Source organism: Pasteurella oralis (assembly GCF_002850605.1).
Taxonomy (GTDB): Bacteria; Pseudomonadota; Gammaproteobacteria; order Enterobacterales; family Pasteurellaceae; genus Pasteurella; species Pasteurella oralis.
On record NZ_NXGB01000002.1, the window covers coordinates 125,465 to 147,894 of the forward strand.

Here is a 22,430-nt window from a genome sequence, read left to right on the forward strand (position 1 = left end):
GAAAGGGATTAACTCCATTTCTTTTTGGATATTATAGATAAAAAATGCCCACAGATTGATCGCTGTGGGCATTTTGTCTTGAATGTTATTATTTAATCACTTGGATTTTCCCTTCACTTGCAGAGTAAGCTTTGATTGAGCGATCATACATGCTTTCAGCATAAACAGGTGGAATTTGGAAGGTGCCAATATTTACCGCTTTAAGTTGGTATTTTAAGGTTTTCATTTCACCTTCTACATCACCATAACTGAGAATACGATCTTCACGCACTTCAGAATGTTGTGGATACCAACCATTTGCAGAAGCTTCTTCTACGCCAGATTGCCAAATAACTTCAAAGCCAGCAGGGTAGAGATCCGTAATAATCACATCTGTTAAATAGTCAGAAATTGACCGCACTTTAATTGTGGCATAAATGGTATCACCAATTCTGACTGAGTTTAGTGGTTGACCTTTTTCATCAGTATAAGTACGGTAAATTTCTAAGCCATCAGCCAGTGCTTTATCATCTGCTTTTTGTGGATAACCAACCTGAGTTAAAGCAAACCATGCTGGCTGGGTGCTATTATTCACAAAAGCTAAATTCATTTGTGTTTCCATTAAATCAGCAAAACGGAAAAGAGGATTACTTTGACTGATATCTTTTTCATTTTGTTGAATGTGTAATGCTGTTATATCCGTTTGGTTCTGTTGTGTATAAGCATCTAGCGCTAATAGCACCATCGCAGAAGACAATGTGTTATAACGCTGTTGATTAAGATCTTGCGCGATACGCGTTAAGACTTTATCTGATACTTTAGCCAAATGCATTGGGAAATGACGTGCAATAACATACAACATTGAACTATCTTGAATCAATGGATCACTATAACTGCGGTACAACCATTTTTCGTTACGTTCATTGGTTAGTTGTTTTATAACTGATTCAATGAGCTGATTAGCTTCTGTTTCTTGTTTTAGCATCTGATAAGCTGCGGCTAACCATGCTGCTAACATGTCACTTTGCCAGTCTTTATTATTAAAATTTTGTTCAAGTTCAGTACGAATTGACATGAGTGCATTTGAGGGGACTTGACCTAAACGTGTTAATAAATAGGCAGAATAGGCACGTTGGCGCAAATCAACTAACTCGTCTTCTTCTTGTGGAATACTTTGATATTCTAATGCACTGACAGTGTTATTAAATAAGCCGTTTTGACCAAACCAAGCTTGTGGTAGCTTGATATTACGTTCTTGCGCTTCAATTAAGAAATGTGCAACATAAGCTGTAAGGAATATTTCGCCATGATTGACATTATTCCACACACCATAACTACCATCTTGCGTTTGGCGAGTTGGTAAAAGTTTGAAGACTTTTTGTAATGATTGACGAATATCTTGTTCGCTTGCTTGTGGTAAATGTTGATGGCTGACCAGTGACAATGTATTTAATAATGGCTGATAAGCTTTATTTTGCGTGAACAAGAGAGTTGGTATTGCTGAACTGATAATTTGCTCTGTACAATAATTATCATATTGATTTAAGTAAGCTGAAACACCTTGTGTTAACACCAATGGAATTGGTGAAAATAGGGCTGATTGCTCACGATATTGTGGGAAGAGGGTAACAGGCAGTGTACTATTAACTCGCTTTCCAGCTTCCACTTTACCAAGTTGTGTGACAAATTGTTTTGGCATAATTGGACGTACAGAAAGATTGATGTTACGTACTACATCAATAGTTTGCTGTTGTGCATTTTGATAAGTGGCACTAAAACGAATATTACTTGCGCCTAATTGTTGTGTCGCTTTAATCATAAAATCGACCGTACTTTCTGACATAGGAGCAATTTCAACAGTTTTTTCTGCTTCATCAATAATATTGATTTGTGGTTCAGCATCAACTTTTACCTTCACTTGTTGAGTCTGAGTCGTGTTGTTAGCAATATTGACACTGACTTGTGCTTGATCGTCTGGTGTTAAGATCAATGGTACGGTTGGCGAGAGGATTAAATCGTTGCGTACGGCTGTTGCAGTTTCAACATGACCAAGTTGATTGCCTTCATCGCTTACTGCAATTGCCATTACTTTTAAGTTACCATTAAATTCTTCCGGTACTTGATAAGTCACGGTTTTTTCACCATTAATATCGACAATACCAGACCAATAGGCGACGGGTTTATCTGCTTTACGTTTAAATGGGTTGGTATTCGCCATTGGTTTTTTCATGGCGAGTTCCATATCAATTTCAGCATCCCCACCAGTTTGTGCAAATTGCATGACTTTACTGAACTCTGGCAGGATTAAATCCAGAATTTGTGAAGTTTGGACTTGTAATGCATTTTTCGGGAAGAAGTATTTTAGTGGGTCAGTAAACTTATAGTTTGCGACTTGTAAAATACCTTCGTTCACTGCATAAATCACCGCTTTGCTTGGCTTATTACTAGTTAATGTAAACTCGACGGTATCGCCTGATTTCACATGTTTTGGTGTTGTTAATTCGAGTTTTAAGCGACGATTATCCACATTGACAGTAAAAGGGACAACACCGTAACTCAGTGGGCTGGTGAAAATATCATGAGAATGGATATCACGCGAGAACTGTACATTAATATAGCCATTACCTTCGAAATTCGCTGGCAACTTGATTCGTTGTACAGAACTATTCGTGGTAGCCTTAAACCATTTATGTGCATAAACACGATCACGTTCAATTGTAATTAAGCCACTGCCCGCGTAAGGCGCCTGAATAGCAATTTCAATTTCCTCATTTGGTTTGAATTGTTTTTTATTCAAGCGTAGCTTCAATTCTGTGTTTTTATCCATTGCTACAGTCAGATTTTGATTCCCGATCACCGTATAGTGAATACGATTGACTTCTTGTTCATGTTCATTGGTTAATACAAGAACAAAATCACCGCTTTTTTTCGTATTTAGACTAAAATCTAAACCAGTTGAAGCAAATTGAATTGAAGTTTGTTCAACCTCGTTTTCAACTAATTTAGACTCATATTTATAGGCACCAGAAGGCTGTTGTGTCAGCACTGAAAGGTATTGACGCTCAAATAAAGTGGCTTTCAAGTCTTCAAGTGCAATTTTTTCTAATGCAGGGTTAACTGCGATTAAATGAACTTGTTGCGGAGTGTTTTGTTTCAAATAAGCTAAATCCACATGGCTTTTATATCCAATTAGCCAAGGTTGTGCTGACACCATAACGGATTTTACGCTAGAGACAGCGCGCCCACTATTATTCTCAAAACCATCTGCAGTGAAATACAACATTTGTGCTGTATTTTCAGCATATTGGCTTAAATCAATTGGGAAAATCGCTTTACCATCTTTATCTGTTGTCTGTTCATCTAATGTAGTCTCATACAAGATAGCTGACTTGTTACGTTGATTATCAAAGAATTGATAATCCTCATATTGACTGAATTTAGGTAATACTGGATGCAAGGTTAGCTCTGCGTTGACACGACGCTGTTGAGCTGGTGTACCAAAGAGATTAGTCAGTTTTACAGTTGCGACGAGATCACGAGGACCGATCCAACCTTCAGCTGCAACTTGATTAAATGTCGTTGCAATTTTTAGGCTATCTGGTTGAAACTCTTGTACTTGGAATGTCATAGAACCAATTTCTTTTTGCTTGTGTTGTTCGCCAATCAGCAATTGTGCAAACCATTCGCCAGTCTCAGCTACGTCGGGTAGTTCAAAATTGACAGAATTTAGACCGCTCTTATCTAAACGAACTGTCTGTTTAAACATTGTTCTACCGCTTGGCGAGATAATCTGAAATTGTAATGGCACATTATTCAATTCTGTTCGCCAATCTTGCAGTTTCGTGATAATTCCTGTATGGATAGTTTCATTTGGACGATAGATACCACGATCATTAAATAAGTAAGCTTTTAAACTTGCCATATCTTGTTCAGTATAAATACCACCAACATCAAAACGAGAATAATCAAGACTTCGATCATGCTTATCAATTGGCAAGAAAGACAACTGGTTTTCTGTCGAAACTAAATACATTACTGGAGCCAGCTCTTGTTTAAAATGATCTAATGAGGCGAAATGCACAACCCCATTTTCATCAGAGAAACTCGTTTTAATAATTGAACCATTACGGCTGATAACAGAAACAGACGCTCCTTCAATTGCTTCCCCTGTACTGATAGATTGCACAAAGACCATTTGTGAACCATCAACAGCTTTCTTAGCGATAATGCCTAAATCAGTAAGCATAATTAAACGATAATCAGTGAATTGATTATCTGCATCATTACGCCAATCATAGCGTTGTGATGTATCACGGAATGGGGTTGAGGAATTTTTATCTTCACCACTCACTTTTAACCAATATATCCCAGCAGATTGCATATCTGTTTTGATTAAGTTTGCTAAATCAACGCCAATATAGTTGGTTTGTTGCGGTTTCTTATTATTTACTTTGTAAACTTTTGTGATGAAATCCGCAATATGATCAATTTTTAATTGCCCTAAATCTGGATTTTGGAAATCTCCCTGATTGAGTGAAACCAGATGACGTAATTGTTCCTCTTGAATACGACCAACTTGTAAGGTGATTTCATTGAAATTACGTGAACCTATGGTGAGTTTTTGTTCTCCTGCTGAAGAGAGTATTGCGCCTGTGCCAACAAAACCAACATGTTTTGGATATTCTGGTGCACAGATAAATTCGCCTAGTGGTTTCTTAAATTGATAGCCGCCTAATGCACTGAAATGATTGTTAACTTGTAGATAAACACAACGCTTTTCTGGAATATCGAGTTGGAAGCTCTGTGTATTGGTATAAGTAGTTTGTGTTGGCAATAATTTTAAAGCAACTTTTGGTGCTTGATTTAGCAAGTCTTGGTTAATTTGGTTATAACGCCAGTGTGTATTATTGTCAGGTGTTTTTTCAGGTAAAAGGAAGGCAGCAATATTTTGCGCAATATCGCTACCTTTGACAAGTTGGTTGAAGTTTAAACGTAAGATTTGTTCCGCTTCATTTTTTTCATTTTGTGCAATGATAATGTTGGAGGAATAATCAAGGCTAAATTTAGTCGGGACTTCTACATTAGCGAATAGCGTTCCGTCAAGCTGGTTACCACCTACAAGTGCGGTTAGATTTTGTGCAATTTTAGTCTCAATATATTGGTTATTCGTTTGTGCTAAACTCACATTATCAGAACTAATCCAAGCAACAAGATCGTTTTCGGCATAACGTACTTTGAATTTCAACGGTGAAATAACATGTCGTGTATCATCCTTATTATCACGGATTAGCGTAACTTGAACAGCCTTTTCAAATTTTTGTCGATCAACGGGATGTGAAAATGCAACACCAACAATGGCATGGCGAATATGTGCTTGATTTGGATCTTGATAAAAATGTTGTTGTGCGATTCTCGCATAAAAACTTGGGGTAGTAACGGTGAATGGTTGTTTTAGTTCTTTTACATAAGTTTGTTTTGGATTTAAAATTTTTTCATCAATTTTGATTTTGTATTCTTGCTCAGCTGGCCAATCGTTTTCAGGTTTAAATGAGAGCATCGAATCAGTATGCCAAAACCATTTTCCTTTTATTGCAGGTTCAATGCTGATTCCTTCAGTCACTTCTTTGTTAACAGCGGTAATTGGAGCGGCAGGACCAGAAAAAGAAATGACTAGTGGATATACTTCTTTAGGGTTCTCATAATAATTTGTTAATTCTATTGGGCTGATTTCAAAGTTAATGCGATTAGCTTCATCATTTTTATTGTCTTCACAGCTTGTCAGCATAAAAATCATGGCTAATAGGCTGAATAGGGAAAAGAAATATCGTTTATTCATAAAAGAGATCCTTAGCAATACTTAGCAATATATAAATGATTTGATTCTACCTGAAATGTATTTCGTTGAGCAATCTTTGATCATTGTTTTTTTAAAGAACCGACCATTTCCTTGTAAATTAACAGGTGAGTTTTAAGTCGAAATATGATAAAACTATCACCCTTAGTTTTAATCCATTGAGGAACATAACATGTCATTACAACATATCATTGAAGCGGCTTTTGAAAAACGTGCTGAAATTACCCCTAAAACAGTTGATGCACAAACTCGTGCTGCAATTGAAGAAGCTATTGAAGGTTTAGATAGTGGAAAATATCGTGTTGCAGAAAAAATTGATGGGGAATGGATCACTCATCAATGGTTAAAAAAAGCAGTTTTATTATCATTCCGTATTAATGACAATGAATTAGTTACTGGTGCAGAAACTAATTATTACGATAAAGTGCCAATGAAATTTGCTGATTATGATGCGGTACGTTTTCAACAAGAAGGTTTTCGTGTTGTGCCACCAGCCGCAGTGCGTAAAGGCGCTTATATTGCAAAAAATACAGTATTAATGCCATCTTATGTGAATATTGGCGCACGCGTTGATGAAGGCACGATGGTTGATACTTGGGCAACAGTAGGGTCTTGTGCACAAATTGGTAAAAATGTTCATTTGTCAGGTGGTGTAGGCATTGGTGGTGTGTTAGAACCATTACAAGCAAATCCAACCATTATTGAAGACAATTGTTTTATCGGTGCACGTTCTGAAATTGTCGAAGGGGTGATTGTTGAAGAAGGTTCTGTGATTTCTATGGGCGTATTCATTGGTCAGTCAACGAAAATTTATGATCGTGAAACGGGTGAAATTACTTATGGTCGTGTTCCAGCAGGGGCTGTCGTGGTGTCAGGTAGCCTTCCATCTAAATGTGGCAAATATAGCTTATATTGTGCTGTAATCGTGAAAAAAGTGGATGAGAAAACACGTGGGAAAGTCGGTATTAACGAATTATTGCGCACAATTGATGAATAGTGTTGTTAGCTCACTTTTTTAAAACTTGATTAAAATTGCCCGCACTTTATCTTGAAAGAAATAAAGTGCGGTCAGTTTTTTGTTCGTTTATCCATGATTAACATGTTGATAAATTGTGCTACGTTGATAAATGTAATTTTTTTAGATGAGAGTAAATTATGTATGAGCATATCTTAAATGCTTTAGTCAAAATTGAAGAATATTTAGACAATGAAAGCTATAGTGTCGAGATACCAAATAATCTATTTAAAACAGATATTTTAGTTGATTACTATTATTATCCAGGGCATTTTGTCGATGTTGATGATGACGAAAAAGAGCTGATTACAGCTACCTTAGCGGATGCAGGTTATACAGATCATTATGACGCATTGGCAGAATTATTATGGAAAGCCAATATTGAACCTATTCCGAAAGAAGAATTAGTCGATGGGAATAGTTATTGTTTTATCATGATAAGTTTTGGTATTGCACCAGTTCAGGAACATTTGAAAGCGAAAAAGGCTAAATATGAGCAAGTCACTTTCTTTTGCACACCTTACACTGATAGGGAAGGGAAGCAGCGCTTTAAAATTTTAGTGGTGCCAAATACATTTGGTGACATTTTTAAAGAAATGAAGTGTGCACGTATCTTAGACATAGAGAGTGAAGCACAATTAGATAAAACGTATTGGTCACTATTAGAACGCGCTATTGGGCAGATATGCCAAACGCTGTCTATTGAAGTGACTGGTTTCGCTTTATCGAATACGACTTACCAACAAAAAACATTAGAAGCATATTCACTGTATTTAGAGCAGTTCTGCCAATTAACACAAATTCAGGATATAGACGGTTTTAAAGCACGTTGGTTAAAAATACAACAGCAACAAAAACAATTAATCCAACAAGTGAAAGATGAGGGTTTTTATGGCACAGTTAAACCCGCTTTCTTAAATTACCGTTTTCTTTTGTGTGAATTTTTAACTTCTACTTATGAAGATCATTGGCAAATGGATTATGATATGTTGTTTGATTATCTTGCTAAATATCTAGAACAACCTTTTGAACTTGAGGAAGAAGATGGCTTACAGCCTAATGATATTGCTAGAAAGTTTGAAGCTGAATCAAATTATAGTTTATTAGATATTGAAACGCGTTTGGAGAGTTATTGCTTTTTACCTTGTCTAAAGACAGATGTAGAAAGCATACTGAGCTTAGCAGAAATTTTAGATTTTCCAATCAGTAAATTAGGTGATTAAAGCAAGTAAAACGCCCTGACAACAGGGCGTTGTTGTATTATTTTTTCTTAGCAAGCATCGTGACAAATTTCATTTTAATTCGATTACCATTTTCATCGGTTTTATGTAATTCTCCCATTTCCTCATTGTATTTAACCAATTCCCAATCTTGATAATATTGTTTTAATTCCCCTTCTTTGAAAGTAAAAGAGAAAGGCATTGGGCAAGGCACATCATCAGTAGACATTGCTGCAACAATTAGATTATAACCGCCAGTATTCGTATGATTTTGCATATTTTCAATAATTTGTGGGATGTGTTCAGGGTTTAAGAACATAAAAACGACAGTAGAAAGAATGAAATCATAATTTTCTTGAATATTGGCTGAGTTAATATCATACAGTGCGGTTTGAATTAGGAGATTTTCTTTTTCTGCGGTGTCTGCTAAAAATTTAAGACTATTTTCATTGTGATCCCAGGATGTGACATTGTAACCCAATAGGCTTAAAAAGAGGGAATTTCGACCTTGACCACAACCTAGATCTAAAACTTTGCATGGTGATAGTATTTCTACTGCATGTTTCACTTCAGAATGGGTTACAGTCATGTTGTATTTTTTGTTGAAGTAATCTTCTTTTTTACAGTGAAATTCAAGATAGCACTCTAAGTCATCAGAAAGTGGTTCAACTTTATGCCAAAGCTGTGGTTCAACAAGCGGAATTTCACTTGTTGGTGTAAAGATATGTTCACTTATCACTTCACCTGCTTCCGACAATACATAAAATTTAAGTTGACCTTTTAGAACTGTTAATTTCCCCCAGGTTCCAACTTTAGTGTTATGTTTTTCTTGAAACATTTGTGGTAGTGAGGTTGCAGTCCAAACTGGCATTCTTTTATAACAGATTAATTCGTTTTTCATAATTTACCCTTAATTTATTTTAATAGTTGACTCAAATAGTAGGATAATAAAAAGGTTTAAGGAATGCAATGCTAGCAAGGGAAAATGCGACTTTATAGGTAGAGTCACAATATGAGAGATAAATCAGATTGGAAAAATAATTTAAAATATTGTTTGCTTTAATAAGATTAACGTGTTCTAATGCATTTCGCTAGACCCGTCTTTATATAAGTTAGTTAGTACAGTTCTTCCTCGTTTACAAGCGTTAAATTTGTTACTTGAAAAGCACTCTTACTCATCTTTATTTAAGTAGCAGTTATTAGCACTACGCTTGTTTCAAGCATTAAATTTTAATTTCAATTTATTAAGAGGAAGACAATATGTCTAAATTCAATGGCACAGTAAAATGGTTCAATTCTGATAAAGGTTTCGGCTTCATCACGCCAGCAGATGGTGGTAAAGATTTATTTGTTCATTTTTCAGGCATTATCGGTTCTAATTACAGAACGCTAAACGAAGGTGATCGCGTAGAGTATAGTGTACAAGATTCACAACGCGGTCCATCAGCAATTGATATACGAGTTATTTAATTGATACTTGTTTAGAATATAAAAAAATCCCTCAATGAAAATTGGGGGATTTTTTTATACCATTCCTGCTTATTTTGAAGCATTATCAAGCTTATCTAGTATCTTATCTAGCTCAAATGCAGAGCTTAATACGGTTGTTTTTCCACCATCTTCATATACCCATAGACTATCTGCCGAAGTATTAGAAAGTCTAATTTTAATTTCAGTATTAGGATCTAAGGTCAACTGATCAATTGCGATAGGCTCATCATCTATATAAGCAGAATATACATTAAATGAATGACTTTCTTTCGTATCATTTTTTAATGTAATCAACATATTAAAATCTAAATTATTGATAAACTCATTTTTAACAAAACGACGAATATTTTGTGCCAATTGAGGGCTTGTTCTTACATTCAATTGGCGATTCTTATAACTGTATATACTGACATCATTTTGAAAGTCAGATTCATTTTTGAGTCTGCCTATATCAATAGGAATTTCAAAACTGGCAAAAGAATCAAATTGTTTCGAAAAACACTCTTTATATTTTGCTTTTGTAAATACAGTAGGAATCTTTTGTTGAGTCTTCACTAAATCCTTTGAAGGTTTTCTTGAATCTTCATGGCTATGACAGGAGGCAATTTGTACATTTAAGACTGCTATTTCCGTGTTTATAGGTTCATTCAAAATAGATTTAAGTGATACTTCTTTTTCAATTTCTGTCTTACAGGCAGTTAAACTCAGTACTAAACAGATTAATAAAAATAGCTTCTTCATAGATTTCCTCCAGTGGGTTGTAATATAAAATTAATCTATTTATGTCTTGTTAGTGTTGATAGCTTAATAGATATATTCTGCACTATACATGGTAGAAATCACTAATTGTATGTAAAACAAACAAAAAAGAATAGTAATTAGTGGGCTAAAATTTATCATTGGAAATTAATATAAGATTAAAACTAAAGTAATTGAATGAGAATTGGGATATATTTATGAAATTTATGGTCTAAAGCCTTAATGAGAAAATACTATACCATTGCAATTCATTTTAGTTATAAGGAGTTTTTATGTTTGCAGATTGGAAAAATGATGTTTCACATGTAAGAAAATCTTTTAGCGCTTTAGGTCAAAAATATCCTAAAATGCTACAGGCTTATGCGGCATTGAATACTGCAGCTGTAGAAAATAACGTGCTAGATGCAAAGACAAGAGAATTAATTGCATTAGCTGTTGCAGTAACGACACGTTGCGAAAGCTGTATTGGTATACATGCTGCCGAAGCAGTGAAGGCAGGCGCAACGGAAGAAGAAGTTGCTGCGGCACTTGCAACCGCAATTGCGATGAATGCTGGAGCTGCATACACTTATTCATTGCGTGCATTAGAAGCGTTTAATGATCAGCAATAGTAAAAAAATACTTTCATAAAAAGTGGTTTTTAGTTAGTAATGAAAAATAAAAGCCTGTAATATATACAGGCTTTTATTGTATAACTATCTATTCTATTTAGAATTTCAAGCCAATAGAGAAGCGTAGCGCGTTATTATTATATGAACGATGTACATCTTCCATTATAGGATTGTTAACACCTACTTTTTTGTAATTATTATAAGTAACTGCTGAATTAGTATGATAATATCCAAGCTCAGCTAAGAAAGACTTATATTCGATTCCGACGCCTAATCCCAAATAAAGACCGTTTTTAGTTTTAAAATTAATTGTATAAGGATGATCGTTAATACCTTTATCAAGCCTATACTCATTATGTACTGTACTAGGTGTTTTATTTAATGAATAGCCTAAGTCGCTTTTAAAATAAAATTTAGTGTGTTGATTGAGGGAATGGTTTTGTTTAAGCGTTAAATAAAGAGGAATAGAAGAGTAACGATTTACTTTGTATGTTTCTCTGATTTTAACGTTTTCCCTGTCTTTAATGATTCGTTGATAATTAAAACCGTTACGTTTGATATAACCTATACCAAAGCCAAGTTCTGTTTGTGATAAAAGATTATATGTTGTTTCTAAGAAAATGCTAGCTGCAAAAGTATTTTTCTTTGAAGGGGAACTTGTAAAAAGTTCATTATTATTATCTTGAGCGAAGGCTGCTATTTCAATTGCATCAAAACGAGATGTCAGGTCAATACCAGCTTTACCATAGAAATTAAACTAACCAGTTTGAGCAGTTGCAAAAACTGGAATGAGTGACAATATTGTTACAAGTAATGATTGATTTTTCATAATAACGTTCCATGTGTAGTAATAAAAAATAAAAATAATAAGTTAGTAGACAAGCCTACTATTCCACATTGTAATTATTAAATGGTTAAGAGTAAATCTTATTGTTGACAAAATGCACTTTTTTGATTCATTAATTAAGCTGTTTTTTTATTTTTTATACAATTTTCATATTCTCAGTAGTATCTATAAAGTGTTGAATACTTTTCATCAGTCTAAAGATACGCAAAACAATTTAAAGAATTAAATGAATAGCCCAAAGAATGAGCAATAAAGGTGTAACCTGATATTTAAACAGAATTTTTTGATGATTTCTTTATCGATAGAATTTTAGATGGGGTTTATATTGAAACTAGAAATATCGTAAAATAGCATAAGAACACATTTTACCTTGCTTATATGAAGTCATGTAGCTTAGGAATTTGGATTAAATAACTTTACCGCTATTAGAAGTGCTATAAAATTAACATTCATTCCAAAGGAATAGAATGAGAGAGAAAGTCAGAATAAATAGCTATTTTTAGGATTTTAATATCTTTCTAGTAATGTGAAAAAGTAGAGAGAAAATCTAAATATAAATTAGCAGAACGATTAATTTGAGGTTAGAAACTTTTAAACCAAACTTACTATTTGATTAGTAAGGATTATGATTCTACGGAGTACATTATTTATACTTTATTGAGTAGTTTTACAATTCCAATTAAGGTGGGGAAGTCATTTTCAATAAGATAATGTCCTAGAATTGGAAATAAATGGTTTTCTAGGCATTGCTAATTTTTCCCATTGTTGAAGGTTTAATGTCTTTTTTGCTTAATAATCTATAATGAGTAAGTATAAATGCTGAAACTGTCCAAAAAATAAAAAACAATAATTATTGGATACATAGTATTTGAACTATTAATTAATATAAAGTGATTGAACCTATCGATTTAGTAATTCATAAGCTTTTTTTGGTTACTGTTGCTTGGTTTTTGTATTTCTTTAATCTTTGTTTTAGCTTGATTTTCAAGATAAACAGGCATTTCATCATATCTAAGAAATAATTCATCAGGTAAATTCATTGCGTTTCTCCAAATTTAGGCACAAAAAAGCCGTTATTAAACGGCTTTAGATTATGTAAATGGGCTACTTGTTAGAATTTAAAGCCGATAGATAGACGTAATGCATCATTGTTGTATGAGCTATGAGCATTAGTTTTATAATGCCTAGAAACATAAGTAACCGCTGAATTGGTATGATAATAGCCTATTTCAGTTAAGAAAGATTTATATTCTATCCCTACTCCCAACCCTAAATAGAGACCATCTTTAGTTTTAAAATGAATAGTATTTCTATATGGATGACTATTAGCTTTATATAAAGTTTTACGTGTTTTATTAAATGAATAGCCTAAGTCACTTTTAAAATAGATTTTTGTATCTTAGTTAAGCGAGAAGTTTTGCTTAAAAGTTGAGTAGATAGGAATAGAAGAATAGCGGTTTATTTTGTATTCCTCTTTGAATAGATTATATTCATGATAATAATTAAAACCTTTACGCTTGATATAACCTACCCCTAAACCAACTTCTGTTTGCGGAAGAATGTTATATGTTGTTTCTAGAAAAATACTTGGTGAAAACGTATTTTTTTTTGAACCTCTAGCAAAATGATGATAAGACTCGTCAAATCCGCTATGTATTTTCAATGTCTCGAAACGAGAGGTTAAATCAATACCCGCTTTAACATAGAAATTAGTTTGACTTGTTTGTGCAACCGTAATTGCAGGAATTAGTGAAGATGTGATTAATATTAATGATTTAATTTTCATAGTAAACCTTCCATGCATAGTAATAATAACAATTTCACAGATGAATCCATGTTCCTTGATTATAGTTATCAAGGAGATAAGAGTATATTATCAATAAAACTCACTTGTCTAACATTTTTCTTAAGGCTAACTTCTCTTAGCTCCCTGTAAATGTGTTTTATTATAGTAGTCAGAGTGGGGCTTGACATATTCGGCAACTTGAAATTGCCTAGTGTCTTCTATTTACTTGATCTTAATTACCGTGGCTTAGTTTCTTTTCTTTTGCTCAATCTACAAGGCTTATTCACCGCAATACATAAAAAATAACTTTAGTTATGGCTCGAGGTATTTTGAAAGCTAGCTCTCAATATTAAAGAAATATTGACCTCAACAATAGCAAGGGAAGTTGCTGAATTTGTTAATATATTATCCTACGAGTTACAAAAAAATACGGATGATAGTATTGATTCCTCAGATATTATTTCTACTTATAATTATTAATTAATAAAATAAATTGCATAGTAAACAGATTCAGCTAGTTTTGGCGGTAATCCACAAGAGTTTTTTGCTACTGAATATAAGCCCGTTTAATTCGTTCTCTATTCTATTCAAGTAGGTTGTTTTTGATTAACTTGTGATATATAGAGTTTTAAAACTATTTGCCTTGTTTTGATATGTATATGTAAGCGACTCTTAACTTTTATTGTTATACTTCCTTCGTATTTTAGTATTACATTTCAAAAGCTCATTTTTTAGAGAAAGTAATACCAAAATTATTGGTTGGGGTTGGAATATTTTGGAAAGATTACTTTGTGATTTATTGGTTTCTTATTGATTTTATTGGGAGTTTTGGATAGGTTTGGAAAGTGAAATGGTGCGACTAGCTGGCTGAGGAAAGTTATTTTAGTAATTTGATTTTATTGGTATTAGGCTTGGATTTTTTATAAAAATAATACCAAACATAATACCAAAAACTTTTACTAGATAATGTTAGACACGACTTTTTCAGCATAATTTTGTGTTTGAGTGTAAGAGAAAAGTAATTTCCCTTTTCTATGAATGGGCTGGGGGAACTCAGGATCAAAATATTTACTATTCGGGTCCCAGCGATTATACGCTGTTGATTTTTTAACACCAGTTATTTCTAAAAACTCTTTTAATGGTATTAATCTTTCCATTTTTACCTCACTTAAATAAAAAAGCCGTCATGGACGGCTTAATACAACGATTTGTTAAAATCATACTTCTGATATAACTTATCTCCGTGCATTTTTCATGGCATCAAGCCAAGCATGAGCATCTTCTTGTGTAGCAAAATAAAACGTTTCTTCTAAATTATAAGATAACTCTGTTGTATCTGGATTATATCCATAATCTGATCTAACAATTTTGTTAAATGCAGAAATAAACCACATGTCTTTTTGTGGCTTCAACAACGGACAAGGCAAAGTCAGCGTTACTGTAGGTCGTGGTTCTTCCCACATTCCGACTATGTCTTCATAACCGCTTATCCTGAATCCTACAATATCAGCAAAGTTATTTGCTCTTAATTCTTTCGGAACCTCGAACTTAACAAATGCTTTGCTCCCATCTCTAAGCACCACTGGCTCTCCAGCTAGTGCTTTTTCTAAGTCAAATGCTTTCATTTACTCTCACTCCAAATCTTCAATAAACTCATCAATAATGTTTGATATTTGAGATTGCATTTCTTCTAAAGATCCGTCTTTCAGTTTTGCGATATCTTTTAGCTTGTTTATAACGCTTTCACTGAAACAGTTATATAAAATACGTCTTTCTTCGAACAAATCATCTCTTGAGATTGCACTTACATTTCCTACATTTTCTATACTCTTGTTTTGTACAAAACTGTTAAAAATAGCATCTTCTTGTTGCTTGTTTTCTACTGAAACAGCAAGAATTAATTTTTTTGGATATTTCATTTTTAATCCTTAATTTTCAATCTTTTAAGCAATAAAAAACCGCACAATAAAGTGCGGTCGGTTTTCTTATGCTGCTTGCTGTAATTCAAATATTTTTGCGAGTTTTGTCAGCCCTTTTGCAGTTATTAATACACGCTCACAAACTTTTTCTGTGCCATCATCACGCATTGCTACATGGATTTTATGTTCAAGTAATAGTTGTTGTAGTTTATCTTGATAAGCAATCCAATTAGAGTTACCTGGTCGTTTATAGATCCACTTTTGTGATGATAGGAAATCAAACAGAAATTTTGGTTTTACACCTAAGTGTTTAGCAGAATCAGTAATACACATTGTTCCTTCTGCTTTAGTAGCTATGCGATCAAAGGCAGCCACAGTCGGTTTCATTTCTTCGACTTTATGCTCTAATACCAGAACTTTTTCAGTATAATTATCTAGCAATCCACGTAAAGTTCGAGGGTCATTGAGCATTTGCATTGGATCTACTGATTGAGGAGTATCCTCTCCTTTCATTAGGGCATCTATTTTTAAATCACACCAAACAGCAAAATCCGCACTTAACCAACGGGCAAAATTGACAGCTAATTTTGGATGTAACCAAGTACCTTGTTCAACACCGCCTTGTTTGACGATTACAAGATCATTTGCCGTTAGGATAATATTCTTAACGCTTAAATTTTGAGCAAGTGCTCTTAGATAATCCTGTGTTTGTGTTGTTTTTAGATAATCCCTAACTTGTTTGTTAAAGTGTTTGGCTATTTCGGTTGCATTCAAATAATGTTGTTCATTGAATGAGACACTAATATTGTTATAAAAGAATTTTTGAATTTTCATTTTTCTTCTCCCTTAATTTAAAACTACACTATGCTGATAGCTAATATGGTTTTGTTTTCTTCTTGGTATGGGAGAGGTCATCATTATTAATCCACAATCAATCTCAAACAATATCTTTCCTAAAACATTAAATGCTCGAGATAATGTGGGGTAATGAGAAAACCATATTTCAGCAGAGGCTGTAATTTGTTTTAATAAACAGATTGAGGTAGACATCTCTCTACTTTTTGAGAGGTACCCATTTGCACATAATGTGAGAGCTGTGTCATAAATATGAGTTATGTTGTTTTGTATCTCTTTATTCAAACAAAATGCCAAATGAGAAGCACTGCTTAAAGATAATTTCCCTGTTTGAAGGTGTTCAAATAATTCAGTTTTTAATAAAATTTTTTCAAGTTTAAAATCTAGCAATTCAGCAATCTCACGACTACTTATTGTTAAAGTTTCATTATTTAATACGATTAGTTTGTTCATATAAAAATTCCTATTATTTAGCATTAGAAATGTGGTGGTCAATTTGAGAGACGAGATCTAAAGCTGCCCAGAGCGTACCAGTAATAACTTGTTGAGATGATGCAAATCCACACGAGAGATCGTTTCCATCATTCAAAACAATTTGGATAAGTGATTTGGCTTGTTCGGTAAGTTTGTTGATTTCGTCTATCGTGTCGATGGATAGACTTCTAAAGGAATTGATATTTGACATGATTTTTTATCCTATGAGTAATTTTACAAAACCCTATTGTTTGAGATAGGGTGATCGGGTGCTTCAAACACTGCTCATAGACAGCCTTTCGTTTTCCCTTGCGGTCTTGTATGTACGAAACGCCACCCGATCATAAAAATCAGGATAAAAAAATACCGCACTTTAATGCGGTTGGTTTCCGCTATGAGTCAAGGTGTGTTTGAAGCACCTGCCTTTTTAGGCAAATGGCATCCTAAATCAATAGCGGTAGAATGTCAAATAGAAAAAATTTAATCAATTGTTTATTGTTTTTTAGTTTTATATAAAAAACTATTGACTTTTGGTTTTTCAACCTTGCGGTGGCTGTGGAAGTGGTCTCCAAAAATCACATTCAGTTGTTACCTCATCGATACCGTAATATCCGTAATTTGGTTCGACAAATGCCATCTCTCCGTCATATTTTTTGTATGTAGCGAAACTAATCCCGTAATTGCCACCAGTCCAAAACGCAACTAAGACATCTTGATTTCTTTCAGGCAATCTATCTTTTACACTAATCCAGCCATCATCTTTTTCGTTTAAGCTTCTGCTCTTAGATTCAGCTTTTCCGAGAACCAAGCCGTAGATTGCACTATCTACGCAGTCTTCATAAAATTGCATATCTTGATCATCCACACATTGTTGATGAAACTCTTCTGCGCAATTCAAACATTCTTCTTTAGCCTCTTCTTCGTTGCTGTGAAAAGAAATACTATTATTGTTGCAGATGTCTATTGAAAAATATTTATTTTCTGTTTCTGTCATAACCCACCTCAATTGTAGCTAGCAAGCAATTGGTCTGGAAAATTTACACAATCTTCCAATAACTTTTTAATTGTTGTTTTCTCTTTAAGCCCAGTTTCTTCATTGAAGACATTAAGCTCTTCATCTAAATCAGTAACTACACCCCAAGTACCCTCACGCTTGTACTCATCCATTTCTACTTCAGTGAACCATTTTTCTAAAACTAACTCTTCAAGTGAGCGTGCAGCATATATTTCTGTTTCTTTACCGACCCAAAATACTGTTTGAAGCTCTCGCATATCATTGATTGCACCATCAATGCATTCTGTTACGCTACCGTAGCGCAAAGTATCAATTATTCCGTGTGTATCAACTGAAAATTCAACTCCTTCTTCTTCCCTGTCTTTTGTCATCGACGGTCGATAACGCTCAAGAAAATTCATTCTCTTTGTATTAGCTAATAACATTTCATATTCTTCTTTTGTGATTGTTACTGTTTCTGTCATAGTTAAATTCCTCATAATAAAAAAGCCACAATTAAGTGGCTTATTTGATTAGATATGATACGGTCTTTTCTTTACCGTGTTCATCTGTATATGTGTAGCTGATACGTGTTTTTCTATCTAGCTTCTCATTGACTTTATCAACTGTTATTTCAATTCTCAGCAACCACAGCGAGAACAGCGTTGTTATAACAAAAGCTTTCTGGACTTTATCAAGCTCTAAAACTCCAGTTACATTTAAGAAGAAAACAATGAGCAACAACAGTATTGCTATTTTTACTGACTTTTCAAAAAGTCGAGATAACTTATTGATCATGTTCTTTCTCTCCGCCAAACTCATTAAGCAACAACTCTGTTAGTTCTGACAGAACACTTGTCATTAAGATAAAATCTGCATCGAAACGCTGTGCAATATCTTCGCAATGGAAGTCTTGATTTTTTAAAACAGCCTCACCATTACTATTAAAGTCTATTAATTTACTATCGCCTTGCAAATCAAGCCATTCAGGAGTCTCATCCTGAACTACCCAAGCTGTCATTGCTAAAATTGGCTCTTTAGCAAACGCCAGCGGAACAACAGGCAATGAACCAAGCGTTTTACGTAACAAAGCAAGCACATCTTCTGATCGCTTATATGAACTAGCGTCGACATAAATCAAGCCTTTTTCTACATCAATAAAAAGTGCGGTGTGACTATACTTACTAAAAGCTTGTTGAAGTAACACTGCAATCACATCATCTTTGAGTACCTGCTTCTCAACTTTATTTAATTTGCGCTCTTCTTTCTTCTCAAGTTCATGAATGCGCTTGTTTAGTGCGTTATTGACAACATGAGCTGGAAGAATTTTTTCTTCTTTCTGCGCAACAAGCAAAATCTTGTTTTCTGCTGCATGATAGAGTAATTCACTACCTCGCAATGGGTTTGTCCAACCAAATTTACTCACATCAGATTTATCACACGGACGATAAGCGCATTGTTGTAATGCCTGTCGTAATTTCTCTGTTGACCAATCTAACGTTTTAGTTAGACGATAAATTATTGCGTTTTTAAACCAAAACATAACTTTTTCCTTATTTCAGATACAAAAAACACGCTATTGCGTGCTGTTGAGTATTTAAGTTTTACTTTATAACTGATTAATTCTGCGGATAGTTAACAACAGGCAATATATCAACTGCTGGTTGTGGAGTTAGCGGTTCATCTTCAATATTCAAACGACCGCCTAACGTCGCATAACCTGCAATATCTCGCCAATGGTCAACTTCATGTGCATTTCCGTTCACAATACGAACAATCTTACTTGCAATCATTGTGAGCGCGTAATATTGTGATGAATCCATATTATTTCTACCGCTATTAATAACGTTCATCAGCTCTTTAAAATCCATTGCGCCCGCGTGAAAATCACCGTGTGTTGTTTCTCTTTCGTCTAAGACTTTTTCAATCATTACAAATCTTCCTCCTTGACAAAAAAGCCATCCACCATTCTTCCTTTGCGGTCTTTAATGTCGTTCCACGCACGTTCTAGACACTCTGTGAATGTGAACCCTTGCTGATCGCAAATATATGTCAGGTAGTGTTGGGTGAGTTTAAAATCGAATTCATCTACCGTACGACCTCGCTCACTTAAATCCAACATTAGTCTTGCGGATCTCACAGCGAAATACGGCAGATAATCAGTGGTCTTGCTATACCAGTTCCCGTCTTTTGTTTGTAACACGATGTTAAAGTTGAGTTGTTTAGCGAGAATAATAAGCACAACAGCACAGTCACCAACGCTGTCCTTGATTACGTCTGGTTTGTTTTTGGCAATACCTCCGCATAATTCGCCAAATTCTTCCATCAACTTTAAGGATTGTTTCTGTGGAGTAGAGCCTTTGATCAAATTTCTATCTTCCGCCCACTTTTCGATTTTCTCGATTAATTCTTTGATTTCTTTATTCATACTTTCACCTAATTTAATCTTGTTAAATTAAAATATACAGCACTAGCACTGATTACTTTTTGCTGCTCACATCTATACGAATCACCAAAAATAGATTTGATAATTTTTTTGGCTTTTCTTGGGTTTCTTGCGCCACCGTGAGAGATGGAAACCGTCATTACTTCCATGTTAAAACTACAAACTATACTTGTGTTGTCTTTATCTCTTTTTGACCAAATGAAACCTGGTGGACTGCTATGTATTTTAAAATTGTGTTTTTCCAAAAGATTTTTCACTAAATCCATATTTCACCTAATAAAAAGCCACTTGTTAAAGTGGCTGTCGTTCTGTATATGTAACTCAAAATGGGATATTATCTTCTTCAAAGTTATCAACCTGCTGTACAGGCTTTCCAGCTTTCGCATTCGCATAAGCGTTGTTTTGTGGTGCTTGTGTATTAACTTGCGCTTGCTGCGGTTGTGAATCTTGGCGACTATCTAGCATTTGTAATACGTCGCCTTGGATTTCTGTGGTGTAGCGGTCTTGCCCGTTTTGGTCTTGCCATTTGCGTGTTCGGAGTTTGCCCTCTACGTAAACTTTTGAACCTTTTTTCAAGTACTGCTCACAAATTTCAGCTTGACGACGATAGAACACAATGCGGTGCCATTCTGTAACTTCGCGGCGTTCGCCAGTTTGTTTATCATTCCAAGCTTCACTTGTGGCCACACTGATATTAGCCACAAGATCGCCATTTGGCATTGTGCGAATTTCAGGATTGTTTCCCAAATTTCCCACGATAATTACTTTATTGACTCCAGCCATTACTTACCCCTTAAGTGCTTTTAATGATGTCAAAAACTGTGGAATATATTCATCAAACGCTTTCATCAATTTCTCATCTCGAGTTGCTGTGTATAGATAAAGCGTTTGTTTCTGGTATTCAGGACAATAACTAACAAAATCCCACGTTTCATAACCCGTGACCCATATTGCTACTTGAACTTGAATGATGTATTCAGACGGTACACCACCTTCAAGAATGTACTTGATATGCGTTTTCATCTTCGGACACTTGATTTCCAAGCCTTTTTGGCGGCTCAAAATTAAGCCGTCAGGACTTATCATTAGCTCTTTTTTCTCGTTGAGATAAACGCCACCGACTTGTGTTACTTCATTTCCTGTTGCAAACTCATAAGCCATGCGTGCTAGCGGCTCAAGTTCATTACCGCGCTCCATGTGCTGTGATTTAAAGCCCTCGGTCACTCCCTCAATACTTTCTGCAACAAGTTCAGCAAGATAAGAAACCCAACCGCTAGACTTCTGTCCGTTTGGAGTTACTATATTTTTAATTCCTGTGGCTGTAGGAATGCCTAGCCTTGCAACTAGCCATTCCTCTGTGCCTTGCTCACAATCGAGCGTAATTAAGCCATCAATCATAGTGGTATTTCTTCACCTAAATCATTTTTTGAAATATTAGCTGATTGTTCATCAAGACGTTGATTTAATGTTTTGATGAAATGTTCTGCTTTTTCTTTAGGTAGTTGCTCAAGAGTGCTAACGCCATAATACGCAAATGCTTTAACTGTATTTGTGTTAGTTAGTTGAATTAACTGTTTTAGCAAATTAACCTGTTCTTCAGTTGCAAGTTCTGTTGATTGTCCTTCTATTACATTAGGCTTAGGAGTTACATTAATTGGCTCCTTGTTATTTTCAACTATGCGTTCTGCTTCATCTTGGTCATAAATCCCAGTGAACCCAAAAGCAAGTCTTGCGCACTGAATCATAGCTTTATGTCGCAGCATTCGCTTTGGATGGGATTTCCAAGGCTGCGTGTTGCGCTGACATTCACCCATATATTCAGTAACTACAATTGGGCGAGTGCGATCTTTGCGATAAATAGTACAAGTACAGCTATTATCCTCGCCAAAGACAAACTCAATGCCGTCAAATTGCGGATGTTCGTTCATAATTCTTGACCAACCATCAACCCCAACAATTGGCACAATTCCGCCATTATTGGGAAATGCGTAAATTTCATTAGTCCACGGATTTAAACCATGTTGATTTGCAACAACTAAAAGTGCAGTCATCTGCTCTGGTGTGACGTTTTGCCCACGAAAAGCAGTTGCCATTAAAGTTTGTGGAAGATTTTCGCTAGAACCCATTTCAAAGCGTTCTGCGAGTTTATTTGTTAACGTCTGTAATGCTGTTGCCATTTT

Annotated in this window: 25 protein-coding genes; 4 read left to right on the plus strand and 21 right to left on the minus strand. The window is 34.8% G+C overall.

The genetic code is table 11. From position 1 onward, the window contains the following. Positions 1–88 precede the first annotated feature (88 nt). Positions 89–5,815, minus strand: a complete 5,727-nt coding sequence (locus C0975_RS02985; RefSeq protein WP_101774919.1) for an alpha-2-macroglobulin — start codon at positions 5,813–5,815, stop codon at positions 89–91. 190 nt (positions 5,816–6,005) lie between these two features. On the opposite strand from C0975_RS02985, the gene dapD reads away from it, so the two are divergent. Both dapD and C0975_RS02995 read left to right on the plus strand, forming a co-directional pair. Then, entirely contained in the window at positions 6,006–6,830 is an 825-nt protein-coding gene (gene dapD / locus C0975_RS02990; RefSeq protein ID WP_101774920.1) for a 2,3,4,5-tetrahydropyridine-2,6-dicarboxylate N-succinyltransferase, read from the plus strand. 158 nt (positions 6,831–6,988) lie between these two features. Further along, positions 6,989–8,071, plus strand: a complete 1,083-nt coding sequence (locus tag C0975_RS02995) for a DUF7821 domain-containing protein (protein WP_101774921.1) — start codon at positions 6,989–6,991, stop codon at positions 8,069–8,071. Between the two features lie 37 nt (positions 8,072–8,108). Here C0975_RS02995 and tehB read toward each other — a convergent pair whose 3' ends face one another. Continuing rightward, a complete protein-coding gene (tehB, locus tag C0975_RS03000) occupies positions 8,109–8,969 on the minus strand; it encodes an SAM-dependent methyltransferase TehB (protein ID WP_101774922.1) in 861 nt (286 codons plus the stop codon). Positions 8,970–9,328: 359 nt separating this feature from the next. Here tehB and cspE point away from each other — a divergent pair, with 359 nt between their 5' ends. Then, positions 9,329–9,538 (plus strand): transcription antiterminator/RNA stability regulator CspE, encoded by a 210-nt coding sequence (cspE, locus tag C0975_RS03005; RefSeq protein ID WP_101774923.1) that lies wholly within the window; start codon positions 9,329–9,331, stop codon positions 9,536–9,538. Between the two features lie 69 nt (positions 9,539–9,607). Here cspE and C0975_RS03010 read toward each other — a convergent pair whose 3' ends face one another. After that, entirely contained in the window at positions 9,608–10,300 is a 693-nt protein-coding gene (locus tag C0975_RS03010) for a DUF7424 family protein (protein ID WP_101774924.1), read from the minus strand. 290 nt (positions 10,301–10,590) lie between these two features. Between C0975_RS03010 and C0975_RS03015 the strand changes: the two genes are divergently transcribed. Further along, entirely contained in the window at positions 10,591–10,929 is a 339-nt protein-coding gene (locus C0975_RS03015; RefSeq protein WP_101774925.1) for a carboxymuconolactone decarboxylase family protein, read from the plus strand. Positions 10,930–12,684: 1,755 nt separating this feature from the next. On the opposite strand, the gene C0975_RS11670 is transcribed toward C0975_RS03015, so the two are convergent. From C0975_RS11670 to bet, 18 genes are all read right to left on the minus strand, one after another. Then, positions 12,685–12,816 (minus strand): hypothetical protein, encoded by a 132-nt coding sequence (locus tag C0975_RS11670; RefSeq protein ID WP_281255520.1) that lies wholly within the window; start codon positions 12,814–12,816, stop codon positions 12,685–12,687. Between the two features lie 359 nt (positions 12,817–13,175). Beyond that, a complete protein-coding gene (locus C0975_RS11570; RefSeq protein WP_245853289.1) occupies positions 13,176–13,562 on the minus strand; it encodes a hypothetical protein in 387 nt (128 codons plus the stop codon). Between the two features lie 959 nt (positions 13,563–14,521). Further along, positions 14,522–14,719 carry a helix-turn-helix transcriptional regulator gene (locus C0975_RS03030; RefSeq protein WP_014391107.1) on the minus strand — a complete coding sequence of 66 codons (198 nt, stop codon included), beginning with the start codon at positions 14,717–14,719 and terminating at the stop codon, positions 14,522–14,524. Positions 14,720–14,797: 78 nt separating this feature from the next. Further along, complete coding sequence (locus tag C0975_RS03035) at positions 14,798–15,187, minus strand: pyruvate kinase (RefSeq protein WP_101774926.1); 390 nt, start codon at positions 15,185–15,187, stop codon at positions 14,798–14,800. Positions 15,188–15,193: 6 nt separating this feature from the next. After that, on the minus strand, positions 15,194–15,481 hold the full coding sequence (locus C0975_RS03040) for a hypothetical protein (protein ID WP_101774927.1): 288 nt from the start codon (positions 15,479–15,481) through the stop codon (positions 15,194–15,196). 66 nt (positions 15,482–15,547) lie between these two features. Further along, the gene (locus tag C0975_RS11510) at positions 15,548–16,315 is read right to left on the minus strand and encodes a phage antirepressor KilAC domain-containing protein (protein ID WP_217349314.1); all 768 of its coding nucleotides are present in this window, start codon (positions 16,313–16,315) and stop codon (positions 15,548–15,550) included. Between the two features lie 12 nt (positions 16,316–16,327). Next, the gene (locus C0975_RS03055; RefSeq protein WP_101774928.1) at positions 16,328–16,789 is read right to left on the minus strand and encodes a hypothetical protein; all 462 of its coding nucleotides are present in this window, start codon (positions 16,787–16,789) and stop codon (positions 16,328–16,330) included. 13 nt (positions 16,790–16,802) lie between these two features. After that, positions 16,803–17,021, minus strand: a complete 219-nt coding sequence (locus tag C0975_RS03060) for a hypothetical protein (protein WP_046338488.1) — start codon at positions 17,019–17,021, stop codon at positions 16,803–16,805. A gap of 327 nt (positions 17,022–17,348) precedes the next feature. Continuing rightward, on the minus strand, positions 17,349–17,804 hold the full coding sequence (locus C0975_RS03065; RefSeq protein WP_101774929.1) for a DUF551 domain-containing protein: 456 nt from the start codon (positions 17,802–17,804) through the stop codon (positions 17,349–17,351). 8 nt (positions 17,805–17,812) lie between these two features. After that, entirely contained in the window at positions 17,813–18,289 is a 477-nt protein-coding gene (locus C0975_RS03070; protein WP_101774930.1) for a hypothetical protein, read from the minus strand. A gap of 40 nt (positions 18,290–18,329) precedes the next feature. Then, positions 18,330–18,602 carry a hypothetical protein gene (locus C0975_RS03075; RefSeq protein WP_101774931.1) on the minus strand — a complete coding sequence of 91 codons (273 nt, stop codon included), beginning with the start codon at positions 18,600–18,602 and terminating at the stop codon, positions 18,330–18,332. Continuing rightward, positions 18,592–19,347, minus strand: coding sequence for a recombination-associated protein RdgC (rdgC, locus tag C0975_RS03080; protein ID WP_101774932.1), 756 nt, complete (start codon positions 19,345–19,347; stop codon positions 18,592–18,594). Before rdgC ends, C0975_RS03075 begins: the two co-directional genes overlap by 11 nt. A gap of 76 nt (positions 19,348–19,423) precedes the next feature. Beyond that, a complete protein-coding gene (locus C0975_RS03085) occupies positions 19,424–19,735 on the minus strand; it encodes a DUF6378 domain-containing protein (RefSeq protein WP_101774933.1) in 312 nt (103 codons plus the stop codon). Then, complete coding sequence (locus tag C0975_RS03090) at positions 19,735–20,232, minus strand: MazG-like family protein (protein WP_101774934.1); 498 nt, start codon at positions 20,230–20,232, stop codon at positions 19,735–19,737. Before C0975_RS03090 ends, C0975_RS03085 begins: the two co-directional genes overlap by 1 nt. Positions 20,233–20,240: 8 nt before the next feature. Continuing rightward, a complete protein-coding gene (locus C0975_RS03095) occupies positions 20,241–20,516 on the minus strand; it encodes a hypothetical protein (RefSeq protein WP_101774935.1) in 276 nt (91 codons plus the stop codon). Positions 20,517–20,571: 55 nt separating this feature from the next. Then, positions 20,572–21,033 (minus strand): single-stranded DNA-binding protein, encoded by a 462-nt coding sequence (gene ssb / locus C0975_RS03100; protein ID WP_101774936.1) that lies wholly within the window; start codon positions 21,031–21,033, stop codon positions 20,572–20,574. 3 nt (positions 21,034–21,036) lie between these two features. After that, positions 21,037–21,648: a YqaJ viral recombinase family protein gene (locus tag C0975_RS03105; protein ID WP_101774937.1), complete on the minus strand. Its 612-nt coding sequence runs from the start codon at positions 21,646–21,648 to the stop codon at positions 21,037–21,039. After that, positions 21,645–22,427, minus strand: a complete 783-nt coding sequence (gene bet / locus C0975_RS03110; protein ID WP_101774938.1) for a phage recombination protein Bet — start codon at positions 22,425–22,427, stop codon at positions 21,645–21,647. Before bet ends, C0975_RS03105 begins: the two co-directional genes overlap by 4 nt. Positions 22,428–22,430 lie beyond the last annotated feature (3 nt).

Bases quoted from the DNA above. Each gene is read 5' to 3' on its own strand.
- cspE (WP_101774923.1), top strand. From the start codon at position 9,329: ATGTCTAAATTCAATGGCACAGTAAAATGGTTCAATTCTGATAAAGGT.
- C0975_RS11670 (WP_281255520.1), bottom strand. From the start codon at position 12,816: ATGAATTTACCTGATGAATTATTTCTTAGATATGATGAAATGCCTGTT.
- C0975_RS03095 (WP_101774935.1), bottom strand. From the start codon at position 20,516: ATGGATTTAGTGAAAAATCTTTTGGAAAAACACAATTTTAAAATACAT.
- C0975_RS03055 (WP_101774928.1), bottom strand. From the start codon at position 16,789: ATGAACAAACTAATCGTATTAAATAATGAAACTTTAACAATAAGTAGT.
- dapD (WP_101774920.1), top strand. From the start codon at position 6,006: ATGTCATTACAACATATCATTGAAGCGGCTTTTGAAAAACGTGCTGAA.
- ssb (WP_101774936.1), bottom strand. From the start codon at position 21,033: ATGGCTGGAGTCAATAAAGTAATTATCGTGGGAAATTTGGGAAACAAT.
- C0975_RS03030 (WP_014391107.1), bottom strand. From the start codon at position 14,719: ATGGAAAGATTAATACCATTAAAAGAGTTTTTAGAAATAACTGGTGTT.
- rdgC (WP_101774932.1), bottom strand. From the start codon at position 19,347: ATGTTTTGGTTTAAAAACGCAATAATTTATCGTCTAACTAAAACGTTA.
- C0975_RS03015 (WP_101774925.1), top strand. From the start codon at position 10,591: ATGTTTGCAGATTGGAAAAATGATGTTTCACATGTAAGAAAATCTTTT.
- C0975_RS11570 (WP_245853289.1), bottom strand. From the start codon at position 13,562: ATGAAAATTAAATCATTAATATTAATCACATCTTCACTAATTCCTGCA.
- C0975_RS11510 (WP_217349314.1), bottom strand. From the start codon at position 16,315: ATGAAAATTCAAAAATTCTTTTATAACAATATTAGTGTCTCATTCAAT.
- C0975_RS03040 (WP_101774927.1), bottom strand. From the start codon at position 15,481: ATGAAATATCCAAAAAAATTAATTCTTGCTGTTTCAGTAGAAAACAAG.
- tehB (WP_101774922.1), bottom strand. From the start codon at position 8,969: ATGAAAAACGAATTAATCTGTTATAAAAGAATGCCAGTTTGGACTGCA.
- C0975_RS03010 (WP_101774924.1), bottom strand. From the start codon at position 10,300: ATGAAGAAGCTATTTTTATTAATCTGTTTAGTACTGAGTTTAACTGCC.
- C0975_RS03105 (WP_101774937.1), bottom strand. From the start codon at position 21,648: ATGATTGATGGCTTAATTACGCTCGATTGTGAGCAAGGCACAGAGGAA.
- C0975_RS03060 (WP_046338488.1), bottom strand. From the start codon at position 17,021: ATGTCAAATATCAATTCCTTTAGAAGTCTATCCATCGACACGATAGAC.
- C0975_RS03065 (WP_101774929.1), bottom strand. From the start codon at position 17,804: ATGACAGAAACAGAAAATAAATATTTTTCAATAGACATCTGCAACAAT.
- C0975_RS02995 (WP_101774921.1), top strand. From the start codon at position 6,989: ATGTATGAGCATATCTTAAATGCTTTAGTCAAAATTGAAGAATATTTA.
- C0975_RS03070 (WP_101774930.1), bottom strand. From the start codon at position 18,289: ATGACAGAAACAGTAACAATCACAAAAGAAGAATATGAAATGTTATTA.
- C0975_RS03090 (WP_101774934.1), bottom strand. From the start codon at position 20,232: ATGAATAAAGAAATCAAAGAATTAATCGAGAAAATCGAAAAGTGGGCG.
- bet (WP_101774938.1), bottom strand. From the start codon at position 22,427: ATGGCAACAGCATTACAGACGTTAACAAATAAACTCGCAGAACGCTTT.
- C0975_RS03075 (WP_101774931.1), bottom strand. From the start codon at position 18,602: ATGATCAATAAGTTATCTCGACTTTTTGAAAAGTCAGTAAAAATAGCA.
- C0975_RS03035 (WP_101774926.1), bottom strand. From the start codon at position 15,187: ATGAAAGCATTTGACTTAGAAAAAGCACTAGCTGGAGAGCCAGTGGTG.
- C0975_RS03085 (WP_101774933.1), bottom strand. From the start codon at position 19,735: ATGATTGAAAAAGTCTTAGACGAAAGAGAAACAACACACGGTGATTTT.
- C0975_RS02985 (WP_101774919.1), bottom strand. From the start codon at position 5,815: ATGAATAAACGATATTTCTTTTCCCTATTCAGCCTATTAGCCATGATT.